Genomic DNA, 13432 nt, shown 5'->3' with positions numbered 1-13432 from the left:
GGGGTGGTGCGAGGGCTCAGCGCTTGGACTTGGGGTCCAGGGCGTCACGGACGGAGTCGCCGAGCAGGTTGAACGCGAGGACGAAGATGATCATCGACACGCCCGGGAAGATCATGAACGTGATGTCGTCCGTGTAGAAGGACGCGCCGCGCTGGATCATCACACCCCAGTCGGGGGTCGGATCGATGATGCCGACGCCGAGGAAGGCGAGGCCCGCCTCCGCGGTGACGAAGGCCGGGAGGGCCAGCGTGGACTGGATCAGGATCGGGGTCCACAGGTTGGGCAGCAGTTCCTTGAAGATGATCCGGCCCGGCGAGGCACCGGTCACCTTCGCGGCCTCCACGAACTCCCTCTCCCGCAGGGCCAGCACCTGGCCGCGCAGCAACCGGGCCATGGAGGCCCAGCCGAAGGCCGTGAGGACCAGGATCAGACAGGTCGCCCGCAGCGAGGTCGGGATCTCCTCGTCCGGTGCCACGAAGAGGCCGTAGACGACCGGCATGAAGGCGATGAAGAACAGCGTCGAGGGGAACGACAGCAGGATGTCGATGACCCGGCCGATCAGGAAGTCGGTCCGGCCCCCCAGGTAGCCGGCGGTGATGCCGACCACCACGCCGATCACGGTGACCAGCAGCGTGGTGGCGGTCGCGATCAGCAGCGAGGTGCGGATCCCGTAGAGCAGGAAGGTGAAGACGTCACGGCCCATCGAGGGCTCGACGCCGAACCAGAAGTCGCCGTCGATGCCGCCGTTGGCCTTGACGGGGAAGCCGGCGTCGTTGAGCAGACCGGGGATCTCCTGGCCGTACTGGTCGTACGGGTTCTTGCCGTAGAGCGAGGCGATCAGAGGGGCGCAGATCGCGATCACGAAGAAGAAGATCACGATGCAGGCGGATATGACGCCCGTACGGTCCCGCTTGAAGCGGTTCCAGGCCAGGCGGCCGGGGGAGCGGCTCTCGTTGCCCTGAGGGGTGGAGGGCGCGGGCGACGTCTCGACGCTCGCGTCGGTCACCTCAAGCGGGGCAGCCGCGGATGGAGATGGGGGGGTCATGGTGCTCCTGGCCCAAGGGAGGGTCTGAGTGACTCCGCAGGGCGCTCCCCTACGGGCTACGCGGGACTTTTTCAACGCAATTCATTCAAGGTCAACAAATTCTGGTCCGAGTTGGGTTTCTCTTTACTTTCTTTGCCTCTGCTTGACCGATCCGTAGCTACGCGGGTAGCACTACCGTGATCAAGTCGTGTCTTACATCGGACCAACTACGCGAAGCGGGCGATGCGTTCGTTATGCGGACGCCTGGGTATCGAAATGCGTACATGCCGGGTTCGTTTTCCAACGGTTCTGCATCGGATTCCGTCGATCTGTTGCGTGACTTTCGAAGATCCACTTCGCCTCCCGGGCGGTCGGCGCACAAGATCACCCCAAAGGGTGGGCTGCATGTGCGATGTGCCCTGATTGGGTCGATATTTGGCGATAACGGAGCGTCATTTCCCGACAAGGCATCAGCTGGGTCTGAGGAGGCACACCATGCGCGGAGCCACGCACGCCAGATGGGTCGCATGCGCCACGGCGGCCGCCCTCGCGGCGACCGCCTGCGGAGGCGGCGGCGACGGCGGCGGCGGGGAGAGCGGCGCGGTGCTCAGCTCCTCCTGGGGCGACCCGCAGAACCCGCTGGAGCCGGCCAACACCAACGAGGTGCAGGGCGGCAAGGTGCTGGACATGATCTTCCGCGGGCTCAAGCGGTACGACCCGGAGACCGGCGAGGCCCAGGACATGCTCGCCGAGAGCATCGAGACCTCCGACTCGCAGAACTTCACCATCACCGTCAAGGACGGCTGGACCTTCAGCAACGGCGAGAAGGTCACCGCCCAGTCCTTCGTCGACGCCTGGAACTACGGCGCCAGTCTGAAGAACAACCAGCGCAACGCCTACTTCTTCAGCTACATCGAGGGCTACGACAAGGTGCACCCGGAGAGCGGCGAGCAGAGCTCCGACACGCTCTCCGGGCTGAAGGTCACCGGCGAGCGCACCTTCACCGTCAAGCTCACCCAGAAGTTCTCGACCTTCCCCGACACCCTCGGCTACAACGCCTACGTCCCGCTGCCCAAGGCGTTCTTCGACGACCACGACGCCTGGCTGGCCAAGCCCGTCGGCAACGGCCCGTACACCGTGCAGTCCTACGCCCGCGGCTCGCAGATGTCCCTGCGCACATGGGAGGAGTACCCCGGCGAGGACAAGGCGCAGAACGGCGGGGTCGACCTCAAGGTCTACACCGACAACAACACGGCCTACACCGACCTCATGGCCGGCAACCTCGACCTCGTCGACGACGTCCCCGCCGCCCAGCTGCGCAACGTCCAGAGCGACCTCGGCGACCGGTACCTCAACACCCCGGCCGGCATCATCCAGACCCTCGCCTTCCCGTACTACGACAGCGCCTGGAACAAGCCGGGCACGGACAAGGTCCGCAAGGGCCTGTCCATGGCCATCGACCGGGACCAGATCACCGAGACGATCTTCCAGAAGACCCGCACCCCCGCCACCGACTGGACCTCACCCGTGCTCGGCGAGGACGGCGGCTACAAGGCAGGGCTGTGCGGCGAGTTCTGCGACTACGACCCCGACCAGGCCAAGAAGCTGATCCAGGAGGGCGGCGGGCTGCCCGGCGGCCAGGTCAAGATCACCTACAACGCGGACACCGGCTCGCACAAGGAGTGGGTGGACGCCGTCTGCAACTCCATCAACAACGCGCTCGGCGACGACCAGGCCTGCGTCGGCAACCCGGTCGGCACCTTCGCCGACTTCCGCAAGCAGATCACCGACGAGAAGATGAGCGGACCGTTCCGGGCCGGCTGGCAGATGGACTACCCGCTGATCCAGAACTTCCTCCAGCCGCTCTACTACACCAACGCCTCCTCCAACGACGGCAAGTGGTCCGACAAGGAGTTCGACCAGCTCGTCGACGAGGCCAACGCCGAGAGCGACACCGCCAAGGCCGTCCAGACCTTCCAGCAGGCCGAGGAGGTCGTCCGGGACAACATGGCGGCCATCCCGCTCTGGTACCAGAACGGCAGCGCGGGCTACTCGGAGCGGCTGTCCGACGTGAAGCTCAACCCGTTCAGCGTCCCGGTGTACAACGAGATCAAGGTCAGCTGAGGCGGCGCCATGGGACGGTACGTCGTCCGGCGGCTGCTCCAGATGATCCCGGTCTTCATCGGGGCCACGCTGCTGATCTTCCTGATGGTGAACGTGATGGGCGACCCCATCGCGGGCCTGTGCGGTGACCGGCAGTGCGACCCGGCGACGGCCGCCCAGCTCCGCAAGGAGTTCGGCCTCGACAAGCCGGTCTGGCAGCAATACCTGACCTACATGGGCAACGTCTTCACCGGAGACTTCGGCACCGCCTTCAACGGCCAGCCGGTCACCGAGCTGATGGCCTCCGCCTTCCCCGTCACCATCCGGCTCACCATCGTCGCCATCGTCTTCGAGATCGTCATCGGCATCACCCTGGGCGTCGTCACCGGCCTGCGCCGCGGCCGGCCGGTCGACACCTCGGTGCTGCTGGTCACCCTGGTCGTCATCTCCGTGCCGACCTTCGTCACCGGCCTGCTGCTCCAGCTGCTGCTCGGCGTCGAATGGGGCTGGATCAAACCCTCGGTGTCGCCGGAGGCCCCCTTCGACGAGCTGATCGTCCCCGGCCTGGTCCTCGCCTCGGTCTCGCTCGCCTACGTCACCCGGCTGACCCGCACCTCCATCGCCGAGAACAAGCGCTCCGACTACGTCCGTACGGCGATCGCCAAGGGCCTGCCCCGGCGCCGGGTGGTCACCCGGCACCTGCTGCGCAACTCACTGATCCCGGTCGTCACCTTCATCGGCACCGACATCGGCGCGCTGATGGGCGGCGCCATCGTCACCGAGCGGATCTTCAACATCCACGGCGTCGGCTACCAGCTCTACCAGGGCATCCTGCGCCAGAACACCCAGACCGTGGTCGGTTTCGTCACCGTCCTGGTGCTGGTCTTCCTCGTCGCCAACCTCCTCGTCGACCTCCTGTACGCCGTACTCGACCCGAGGATCCGCTATGCATGACGAGCCCTACGAGCCCGAGCGCGCCATCGCGGGCACCGGCATGGGGGGCCAGATGGACCTCGCGGCGAGCGAGGCGCTGACCCTGGAGAAACCGCCGGCCGGCCCCGACGGCACCGGCCCGGCCGGCAAGCCCCGCTCGCTGTGGTCCGACGCCTGGCACGACCTGCGCCGCAACCCGGTCTTCATCGTCTCCGGCCTGGTGATCCTCTTCCTGGTCGTCATCTCCCTGTGGCCGTCCCTGATCGCCTCCGGCAACCCCCTCCAGTGCGACCTCGCCAAGGCCCAGGAGGGCTCCCAGCCCGGCCACCCCTTCGGCTTCAACGGCCAGGGCTGCGACGTGTACACCCGCACCGTCTACGGCGCCCGCACCTCCGTCGCGGTGGGCGTCTGCGCCACCCTCGGCGTCGCCCTGCTCGGCAGCGTGCTCGGCGGGCTCGCCGGGTTCTTCGGCGGCACCTCCGACTCCTTCCTCTCCCGGATCACCGACATCTTCTTCGCCATCCCGGTCGTCCTCGGCGGCCTGGTGCTGCTGTCGGTCGTCACCAGCAACACCATCTGGCCGGTCATCGGCTTCATGGTGCTGCTGGGCTGGCCGCAGATCTCCCGGATCGCCCGCGGCTCGGTCATCACCGCCAAGCAGAACGACTACGTGCAGGCCGCCCGCGCCCTCGGCGCCTCCAACGCGCGGATGCTGCTGCGGCACATCACACCGAACGCCGTCGCACCGGTGATCGTCGTGGCGACCATCGCGCTCGGCACCTACATCTCGCTGGAGGCGACCCTGTCCTACCTCGGCGTCGGCCTGAAGCCGCCCAGCGTCTCCTGGGGCATCGACATCTCCGCCGCCTCCCCGTACATCCGCACCGCCCCGCACGCCCTGCTCTGGCCCTCCGGCGCGCTGGCGATCACCGTCCTGGCCTTCATCATGCTCGGCGACGCGGTGCGCGACGCCCTCGACCCGAAGCTGAGGTGAGCCGCCGTCATGCTGCTCGAAGTGCGCGACCTCCAGGTGGAGTTCCGGACCCGGGACGGGATCGCCCGGGCCGTCAACGGGGTCACCTACCACGTGGACGCCGGCGAGACACTGGCCGTGCTCGGCGAGTCCGGCTCCGGCAAGTCCGTCACCGCGCAGGCGATCATGGGCATCCTCGACATGCCGCCGGGGCGGATCGCCGGCGGCGAGATCCTCTTCCAGGGCCGCGACCTGCTGAAGCTGAAGGAGGACGAGAGGCGCAAGGTGCGCGGCGCCGAGATGGCGATGATCTTCCAGGACGCGCTGTCCTCGCTGAACCCGGTGCTGTCCGTGGGCGACCAGCTCGGCGAGATGTTCGTCGTGCACCGGGGCATGTCCCGCAAGGACGCCCGCGCGAAGGCCGTGGAGCTGATGGACCGGGTGCGCATCCCGGCCGCCCGGGAGCGGGTGAAGCAGTACCCGCACCAGTTCTCCGGCGGCATGCGCCAGCGCATCATGATCGCCATGGCGCTGGCCCTGGAACCGGCCCTGATCATCGCCGACGAACCGACGACGGCCCTGGACGTGACGGTCCAGGCGCAGGTCATGGAACTGCTCGCCGAGCTCCAGCGCGAGTACCACATGGGGCTGATCCTGATCACCCACGACCTCGGCGTGGTCGCCGACGTCGCCGACCGGATCGCGGTGATGTACGCCGGCCGGATCGTGGAGTCGGCGCCGGTCCACGACATCTACAAGGCCCCCGCCCACCCCTATACGCGCGGCCTGCTGGACTCCATCCCGCGCCTGGACCAGAAGGGCCAGGAGCTGTACGCCATCAAGGGCCTGCCGCCCAACCTGCTGAACATCCCGCCGGGCTGCGCCTTCCATCCGCGCTGCCCGATGGCCCGGGACGTCTGCCGCACCGACGTGCCCCCGCTGTACGACGTGGACCGGGAGCGCGGCAGCGCCTGCCACTTCTGGACGGAGTGCCTGCATGGCTGAGCCGATCCTTCAGGTGCGCGGGCTGGTCAAGCACTACCCGCTGACGCGGGGCATCGTCTTCAGGAAGCAGATCGGCGCGGTCAGGGCCGTGGACGGCGTCGACTTCACCCTCGACCGGGGCGAGACCCTGGGCATCGTCGGCGAGTCCGGCTGCGGCAAGTCCACGGTCGCGAAGATGCTGGTCAACCTGGAGCGGCCGACGGCCGGTGAGATCCGGTACAAGGGCGAGGACGTCACCGGCCTGACCGGCCGCGCCCTGAAGGCCGTACGCCGCAACATCCAGATGGTGTTCCAGGACCCGTACACCTCCCTCAACCCGCGGATGACGGTCGGCGACATCATCGGCGAGCCCTTCGACATCCACCCCGAGGTGGCCCCCAAGGGCGACCGGCGGCGCAAGGTCCAGGACCTGCTGGACGTCGTCGGCCTCAACCCGGAGTACATCAACCGCTATCCGCACCAGTTCTCCGGCGGCCAGCGCCAGCGCATCGGCATCGCCCGCGGCCTGGCGCTGCGCCCGGAGATCATCGTCGCCGACGAACCGGTGTCGGCCCTGGACGTCTCCGTGCAGGCCCAGGTCATCAATCTGATGGACCGCCTCCAGAGCGAGTTCGACCTCTCGTACATCTTCATCGCCCACGACCTGTCGATCGTCCGGCACATCTCGGACCGGGTGGGGGTGATGTACCTGGGCCGGATCGTCGAGATCGGCCGCGACGCCGAGATCTACGACCACCCCACGCACCCCTACACCCAGGCCCTGCTGTCCGCCGTCCCGGTCCCCGACCCCGAGGCCCGCGAGCACCGCGAGCGGATCATCCTGCACGGCGACGTGCCGTCCCCGACGAACATCCCCTCCGGCTGCCGCTTCCGCACCCGCTGCTGGAAGGCGCGCGAACGCTGTGCCCAGGAGGTCCCGGCGCTGGCCGTCCCCGAGGCCTTCCAGCGGGCCACCGGCCCCGCCGCGCACCCCAGCGCCTGCCACTTCGCCGAGGAGAAGCAGGTGGTCCCGCCGGAGGAACCGCGGTAACACACAGGCAACTCGCCCGACCCTGTTCCGATATACGGACGCGTCAGGCTGAGGGACGTACGGCCGTGCGGGTGCCGTGAACGGGCCGGGACGCGCCATGTCGTCCCGGCCCGTTACCCGTCTACGCCAGGCCCAGCGCCCGCTTCAGGAAGTCCACCTGGAGCAGCAGCAGGTTCTCGGCGACCTGCTCCTGCGGGGTCATGTGGGTCACGCCGGACAGCGGCAGGACCTCGTGCGGGCGGCCGGCGGCCAGCAGCGCCGAGGACAGCCGCAGGGCGTGCGCGAAGACCACGTTGTCGTCGGCCGTGCCGTGCACGATCAGCAGCGGGCGGTGCGGCTCGGCGGGCGCGGACAGGCCCTCGTCGGTCACCAGCGAGCTGCGGGTGTACGCGTCCGGGTGGGCCTGCGGGGTGCCCAGGTACCGCTCGGTGTAGTGGGTGTCGTACAGCCGCCAGTCCGTCACCGGCGCGCCCGCGATGCCCGCGTGGAAGACGTCCGGGCGGCGCAGCACCGCCAGACCGGCCAGCCAGCCGCCGTAGGACCAGCCGCGGACGGCGACCCGGGTCAGGTCCAGGGGGTGGTTCCGCGCCAGATCCTGGAGCGCTTCGATCTGGTCGTCCAGGGAAACCGTGAAGTCGTGGTGGACGGCCTTCTCCCACGCCGGAGAGCGGCCCGGTGTGCCGCGGCCGTCCGCGACGACCACCGCGAAGCCCTGATCGGCGAACCATTGCGAGGTCAGATGGGCGTTGTGGGCGGCGACGACACGGGGACCGTGGGGGCCGCCGTAGGGGTCCATGAGGACCGGCAGGGGAGTGTCACCGTGGTAGTCACGTGGCATAAGCAGGGCGCACGGAATTCGGCGTGCGCCCCCCTCGGTGAGCGTGATGCGCGGGGACAGACCAGGATCCTCGGCGTACGACGGGACAACCGCCACCTGCTTCCCCTCGCGCAGCACCCGCACCCGCGCCCCCGGGTGTTCCAGGGTCGCCGACACCAGCACGGTCACGTCTCCCGACCGCACCGCCGAGTGCACCCCGGGCTCCTGGGTCAGGCGCTCGACACCCAGCTCGTTGACGCGGTAGACATGCACCTCGCCGGTCTCCGGGCGTTCCGCTTCCGCGCCCGCGGACGCCGAGACGAGGACGTCGTCGGACGAGACGTCGAGCACCGCGCGCACATGCAACTGCGCTCCGGTCAGCGGCCGTTCCCCGACCGCGAGGCGCCGCGAGCCGCCCTCGTCGGCGATCCGGACCAACTGCCCGGAGGGGGACCAGCAGGGCACTCCAGGGAAAAGATCAAGCCAAATCGGATCTTCATCGGCGTGCACCATCCGGGTCGCACCGGTGTCCGGGTCCACGGCCAGGTACAGCTGGCTGCGCTGGTCCCGCGCCTGCACCAGCAACAGCGGCGCACCCGCCGCTGACCAGTGCACACGCGCCAGATACGGGTACCGCGCCCGGTCCCAGACGACCTCTGTGCGCACCCCGCCCAGGTCGATCACGAACAGCCGCACGTCCGCGTTCGCCGTCCCGGATGCCGGATACGGGACGTGTTGTGGGTCACGTTCCGGCTGGGCCGGATCCGAGATCCACCACCGCCGCACCGGCGTGTCGTCCACCCGCGCCACCAGCAGCCGGTCCGACTCCGGCGCCCACCAGAAGCCGCGCGACCGCCCCATCTCCTCGGCCGCGATGAACTCGGCCAGCCCGTAGGACACCCCGTCCGATTCCGGTTCCGCGAGCGCGCGATCGTCCTCGCCCTCCGCGCCGACGACCCGCAGCGCCCCGTGCGCCACATACGCGACCAGCCGTCCGTCGGGGGCGGGGCGCGGGTCGATCACCGGTCCCGCGGCGGGCAGCTCACGTGCCGTACCGGCCCGCAGCTCGGCCGCGAAAAGCCGCCCTGACAAGGCGAAAGACGCCAGCTCCACCGCGGAGTCGGTGGCGTAGCCGACGATGCCGGCGCCGCCCTCGCGGCTGCGCTCGCGCCGCGCCCGCTCCTCCGGAGGGAGGTCTTCCGCGGCGCCGCCGAGCAGCACCCGCGGGTCCGCCGCCACCCGTTCGGCGCCGTCCGCCGGATCGAGCACCCACAGGGCGTTCGCCCGGTCCGTGCCGGAACGCGAGCGCAGGAACACGACACGCGACGCGTCGGGCGCCACGGTGAACGAACGCGGCGCGCCGAGCGTGAACCGCTGGGTCCGGGCGTGCCGTCTGGGGAAGGAGTCAGCCTCGGTCGTCATGACCCGACCATATTGGCCATGCGCCCCCTTGTGCGGCCGTGCGCCGATCGATGCGCGCGTACGGATAGTTATGATCACTAGCGCTGTGTGGGTATCAACCTGCTGGCTGCTGTAAGGATTTACCGTTCCCCTGCTCTGCCCCCACGTTCCCGGGTCCTTGGAGGTGAGCCGCCGTGGCACTCTCGATTTCGGCGGTGGTGCTGCTGGCGATCATCGTCATCCTGCTCATCAAGAAGTCAGGACTGAAGGCCGCGCATGCCGTGGTCTGCATGCTCCTGGGCTTCTACCTCGCCTCGTCGACGGTCGCGCCGACCATCAGCGAGCTCACCACCAACATCGCCGGGATGATCGGCAGCATCAAATTCTGACCCGGGCGGGCGCTTAGGGTGGGCTCCATGACGGACCTGCCCTCCCGGCGCCTGCTGCTGGTGCACGCGCACCCGGACGACGAGTCGATCAACAACGGCGCCACCATGGCCCGGTACGCGGCCGAGGGTGTTCATGTGACCCTGGTCACCTGCACCCTCGGTGAGGGCGGCGAGGTCATCCCGCCCGAGCTCGCGCACCTGACCGGCGCCGCCCTCGGCATGCACCGGCTGGGCGAGCTGACCGCCGCCATGGCCGAGCTGGGCGTCACCGACTTCCGACGGCTCGGCGGCGACGGCCGCTACCGCGACTCCGGGATGATGGGGCTCCCCGACAACGACGACCCCACCTGCTTCTGGCAGGCCGACGTCGACGAGGCCGCCGGACACCTCCTCCAGGTGATCCGCGAGGTGCGCCCCCAGGTCCTCGTCACCTACGACCCGCACGGCGGGTACGGCCACCCCGACCACATCCAGGCCCACCGCGTCGCCATGCGCGCCGTCGAGCTGGCCGCCGAGGCCGGCTGCGCCCCCGCGAAGGTCTACTGGAACCGCGTGCCGCGCACGGCCGGCGAGGCCGCCTTCGCCCGCCTCCACCAGGCGCTGCCCGGCCTCTCCTTCACCAAGGCCGGTGTCCTCGCCGACGTCCCCGGCGTCGTCGACGACGAACACGTCACCGCCGAGATCGACGGCGGCGAGGTCCATGCCGCCGCCAAGACCGCCGCGATGGCCGCGCACGCCACCCAGATCACCGTGGACGGCGACTGGTTCGTGCTCTCCAATGAACTGGCCCAGCCGGTCTTCCGTACCGAGTACTACGAACTGGTACGCGGGGAGCCGGCCGTGGCACCGGGAGCCGCCCGGGAGGCCGACCTGTTCGCCGGGACCGACACCGAGGAGGCGTCATGAACGACCGCGGCTCCCTGCTGGCCCAGCCCCTGGCCCGCCCCTCCGCCGGGCGGATCGCCGCACACCTGGGACTTCTGCTGCTCGGCGCGGTGGTCGGCGCGGCCGGCGCGCTGGTGCAGGGCGGCTGGTTCCCCGGCGGGCTGCTGCTCGCGCTCGCGGGAGCGGCCGGTCTGTTCCTGGGCGCGGCACGGGCCACCGGCGGCCGGGGCGGGGCCGTCGCGTCCGGCGCGGGCTGGATGATCGCCGTCGTCCTGCTCACCGCCAGCCGCCCCGAGGGCGACTTCGTCTTCGCCGCGGGCGGCGGCTCGTACCTCTTCCTGCTCGGAGGAATGGCGGTGGCTGTGATCTGCGCCACCCTCGGTCCGGGGCGGCAACCCTCGGGGCCCTCCGTCCGACTTGGCAAGTGACGTACCACTTCGCCGTCACGCGCACGTGCGAGTCCCGTGTGGGTTTCCCCAGCGGTCGTGGGATAAGCGCCGGAAGTGGCCAGTATGGTGGTGCGCGCCGCCGAGCTTCCCCCGAGCACTCCGGCTTCGCTCGTGCAGGGGGACCCCCTCGAGCTACGTGAGGTCGTAGGTCGTAAACGGGCGGCGGAGCCAACCGGGAGAACCTGCCTTGAGTCGTGAAACTGACAGTCCGTCCTCCGGGCCCCACGGGCGCGGCGGAGCCGCATACCCCTCGGGCACGCCGCCGTACGGCACCCCCACGGCTTCCGACGGCGGCCCGGACGCGGGGCGTTCGGCCGCTCGGCCGGAGGAGCGCAAGACCGAGACCACGCTGACGACCCGGATCCGGATCAACATCCCCGGATCACGGCCCATTCCGCCGGTCGTCGTGCGCAAGCCCGTCGGTGACGCCGAGCCGCCCGCGGAGCCCGCCGAGGACACCGCGACCCAGCCGCCGGTGCCCGGCGCCGGCGGTGCCGCGGGCGCCGTCGAGCCTCCCGCCGAGCCCGCACCGCAGGCCGAGGAGAAGACCAGCGACTGGTTCGCGCCCCGCAAGGCCGGCGCGCCCGCCAACGGCACGAGCGCGCCCGCCGGTTCGGGCGGCCCCGCCGCCACCGGCTCCGGCGCTCCGAGCCCCGGCGCGGCCCCGTCCGGCGGTGCGCGGCCCGCGGCCGGCTCCGGCCGGCCCGGCGGAGTCGTAGGCTCCATGAACGCACCGGGCGGCAACCGCCCCGGCGGCACCGGCGGCACCGGCGGTTCCGGCCTGTCCGGCGCCACCGGCGGCCCCGTGGCGCCCGGACACGGCGGCGGCACCGGCTCCTTCGACGTCACCGAGGCGCTGGCGGCCGGCCCGCTGGGCAACGGTTCGCGCACCGGCGAGACCCGCCGCGACCAGCTGCCGTACTTCGCGGAGAACGAGCGGACCGGACAGAGCGGACCGGGCGCGCAGAACGGGCCGGGAGCACAGAGCGGACCGGGAACGCAGAGCGGACCGGGTGCGCGAAGCGGGCAGTCCCCGCGCAACGGGCAGAACGGTCAGGCCGGTTACCCCGGTCCGGGCCCGCGCGGCGGCGACCCGGCCGGCCCGACCGGCGGCCCCGCCACCGGCGACGGCCCCCTGCTCCCGCCCGCCGCCTTCACCACCCCCAACCCCCTCGCGGCCCCCGACGCCGCTCCCGGCGGCGGCCTCAGCGACGACACCGCGATCCTCACCCCGCAGGTGCAGGTCCCCGAGCCCCCGGCCGGTGTCTACACCACGCCGCCGGACAACGTCTCCGGGCACACCGTCACCAGCGGCATCCCGGTCGTGCCGAGCCCTGACCACGACGCCGGCTTCCCGCCGGCCGGCCCGTCGGCGCCCACGCCCCCACAGCCGCCCGCCCAGCAGAGCACGCCAGCCGCGGCCCCCCGCAAGAAGAAGGGCCGCAACAAGCTGGCGCTGCTCGGCGGCGGTGTGGTCGTCCTCGCCGGTGTCGCCTACGGCGCCGGTCTGCTGATGAACCACTCCGACGTGCCCAAGGGCACCACCGTGCTCGGGGTGGACATCGGCGGCGGCACCCGCGACGACGCCGTCAAGAAGCTCGACGAGGCCCTGGGCGACCAGGTCGACAACCCGCTGAAGCTCACCGTCGACGGCGACACGGTGACCCTCAAGCCGGACCAGGCGGGCCTCCAGTTCGACGCCCAGGCCACCGTCCGCGAGGCCGCCACCAGCGACTACAACCCGGTCTCCGTGATCGGCTCGCTCTTCGGCCAACAGCGGGTCGTCGAACCGGTCATGCCGGTCGACGAGGAGAAGCTGCACTCCGCCCTGGAGGACGCGGCGGGCGGCGCGGGCACCGCCGCCGACGGCACCATCAAGTTCGTCTCCGGCAAGGCCGTCGCCGTCTACGGCAAGCCGGGCAAGGGCATCGACGTCGACTCCGCCACCGACGCGGTCGCGGCGGCCTACCGCACCCAGGTGGAGACCGGCGCCGCCGAGGCGGTCGCGCTGCCGACCGCCACCGAGCAGCCGACGGTGTCCGACGCCGAGGTCGACCGGATGATGAAGGAGTTCGCGCAGCCCGCGATGTCCGCCACCGTCACGGTCCAGACCGACGCGGCGCACTCCATCCAGTTCAGCCCGGAGAACTCCCTGTGGAAGTTCCTCCGCGTGCAGGCCGTCGACGGCAAGCTGGTCGACAGCCCCGACACGGCCGCCCTGAAGCAGCTCTACGGCAGCACCTTCGACGGTGTCCTCATCACCCGCGGCACCGGCCAGAAGACCCCCGTCACGGTCCAGGACGTCTACAGCGCCCTGCGCACGGCCCTGGTGAGCAAGACGAACCGGGTCGCAGTCATCGAGACGAACCCGAGCTGACCCGCCCACCGGCGAGAAGACGAGATGAAGGGCACCCCGCGAGTGC

11 protein-coding genes are annotated in these 13432 nt (G+C 70.5%); 9 read left to right on the top strand and 2 right to left on the bottom strand.

What is annotated here, in order from left to right; genetic code table 11:
- Nucleotides 1–16 precede the first annotated feature (16 nt).
- On the bottom strand, nt 17–1045 hold the full coding sequence (locus tag ABT232_RS29305) for an ABC transporter permease (protein WP_450871805.1): 1029 nt from the start codon (nt 1043–1045) through the stop codon (nt 17–19).
- A 474-nt stretch (nt 1046–1519) separates the two neighbouring features.
- Between ABT232_RS29305 and ABT232_RS29300 the strand changes: the two genes are divergently transcribed.
- Genes ABT232_RS29300 through ABT232_RS29280 form a run of 5 tightly spaced genes read left to right on the top strand, consistent with a single transcriptional unit; the run spans nt 1520 to nt 7068 of the window.
- Nucleotides 1520–3148 carry a peptide ABC transporter substrate-binding protein gene (locus ABT232_RS29300; protein WP_351845282.1) on the top strand — a complete coding sequence of 543 codons (1629 nt, stop codon included), beginning with the start codon at nt 1520–1522 and terminating at the stop codon, nt 3146–3148.
- Nucleotides 3149–3157: 9 nt separating this feature from the next.
- Entirely contained in the window at nt 3158–4081 is a 924-nt protein-coding gene (locus ABT232_RS29295) for an ABC transporter permease (protein ID WP_351845280.1), read from the top strand.
- The gene (locus ABT232_RS29290) at nt 4074–5054 is read left to right on the top strand and encodes an ABC transporter permease (RefSeq protein WP_351845278.1); all 981 of its coding nucleotides are present in this window, start codon (nt 4074–4076) and stop codon (nt 5052–5054) included. Before ABT232_RS29295 ends, ABT232_RS29290 begins: the two co-directional genes overlap by 8 nt.
- 9 nt (nt 5055–5063) lie before the next feature.
- Nucleotides 5064–6038, top strand: coding sequence for an ABC transporter ATP-binding protein (locus ABT232_RS29285; protein ID WP_351845276.1), 975 nt, complete (start codon nt 5064–5066; stop codon nt 6036–6038).
- Nucleotides 6031–7068, top strand: coding sequence for an ABC transporter ATP-binding protein (locus ABT232_RS29280; protein WP_351845274.1), 1038 nt, complete (start codon nt 6031–6033; stop codon nt 7066–7068). The genes ABT232_RS29285 and ABT232_RS29280 overlap by 8 nt, the downstream gene beginning before the upstream one ends.
- Before the next feature lie 121 nt (nt 7069–7189).
- On the opposite strand, the gene ABT232_RS29275 is transcribed toward ABT232_RS29280, so the two are convergent.
- Nucleotides 7190–9307: a S9 family peptidase gene (locus tag ABT232_RS29275; protein ID WP_351845272.1), complete on the bottom strand. Its 2118-nt coding sequence runs from the start codon at nt 9305–9307 to the stop codon at nt 7190–7192.
- 173 nt (nt 9308–9480) lie between these two features.
- Between ABT232_RS29275 and ABT232_RS29270 the strand changes: the two genes are divergently transcribed.
- The 4 genes from ABT232_RS29270 (at nt 9481) to ABT232_RS29255 (ending at nt 13386) form a co-directional block, all read left to right on the top strand.
- Entirely contained in the window at nt 9481–9675 is a 195-nt protein-coding gene (locus ABT232_RS29270) for a hypothetical protein (protein WP_351845270.1), read from the top strand.
- Nucleotides 9676–9702: 27 nt separating this feature from the next.
- Nucleotides 9703–10581 carry an N-acetyl-1-D-myo-inositol-2-amino-2-deoxy-alpha-D-glucopyranoside deacetylase gene (gene mshB, locus ABT232_RS29265; RefSeq protein ID WP_351845268.1) on the top strand — a complete coding sequence of 293 codons (879 nt, stop codon included), beginning with the start codon at nt 9703–9705 and terminating at the stop codon, nt 10579–10581.
- Nucleotides 10578–10988 (top strand): DUF6113 family protein, encoded by a 411-nt coding sequence (locus tag ABT232_RS29260; RefSeq protein WP_351845266.1) that lies wholly within the window; start codon nt 10578–10580, stop codon nt 10986–10988. Before mshB ends, ABT232_RS29260 begins: the two co-directional genes overlap by 4 nt.
- 208 nt (nt 10989–11196) lie before the next feature.
- The gene (locus tag ABT232_RS29255) at nt 11197–13386 is read left to right on the top strand and encodes a hypothetical protein (protein WP_351845264.1); all 2190 of its coding nucleotides are present in this window, start codon (nt 11197–11199) and stop codon (nt 13384–13386) included.
- Nucleotides 13387–13432: the final 46 nt, after the last annotated feature.

It is taken from the genome of Streptomyces sp. NPDC001532 (assembly GCF_040298625.1).
Taxonomy (GTDB): Bacteria; Actinomycetota; Actinomycetes; order Streptomycetales; family Streptomycetaceae; genus Streptomyces.
Note: the sequence above shows the minus strand (reverse complement) of the source record. Positions and strands in the feature narration are given on the sequence as shown.

What these genes read in the sequence shown, in the direction of transcription:
- ABT232_RS29305 (WP_450871805.1), bottom strand. Translation starts at nt 1,045, where the DNA reads ATGACCCCCCCATCTCCATCCGCGGCTGCCCCGCTTGAGGTGACCGAC.
- ABT232_RS29300 (WP_351845282.1), top strand. Translation starts at nt 1,520, where the DNA reads ATGCGCGGAGCCACGCACGCCAGATGGGTCGCATGCGCCACGGCGGCC.
- ABT232_RS29295 (WP_351845280.1), top strand. Translation starts at nt 3,158, where the DNA reads ATGGGACGGTACGTCGTCCGGCGGCTGCTCCAGATGATCCCGGTCTTC.
- ABT232_RS29290 (WP_351845278.1), top strand. Translation starts at nt 4,074, where the DNA reads ATGCATGACGAGCCCTACGAGCCCGAGCGCGCCATCGCGGGCACCGGC.
- ABT232_RS29285 (WP_351845276.1), top strand. Translation starts at nt 5,064, where the DNA reads ATGCTGCTCGAAGTGCGCGACCTCCAGGTGGAGTTCCGGACCCGGGAC.
- ABT232_RS29280 (WP_351845274.1), top strand. Translation starts at nt 6,031, where the DNA reads ATGGCTGAGCCGATCCTTCAGGTGCGCGGGCTGGTCAAGCACTACCCG.
- ABT232_RS29275 (WP_351845272.1), bottom strand. Translation starts at nt 9,307, where the DNA reads ATGACGACCGAGGCTGACTCCTTCCCCAGACGGCACGCCCGGACCCAG.
- mshB (WP_351845268.1), top strand. Translation starts at nt 9,703, where the DNA reads ATGACGGACCTGCCCTCCCGGCGCCTGCTGCTGGTGCACGCGCACCCG.
- ABT232_RS29260 (WP_351845266.1), top strand. Translation starts at nt 10,578, where the DNA reads ATGAACGACCGCGGCTCCCTGCTGGCCCAGCCCCTGGCCCGCCCCTCC.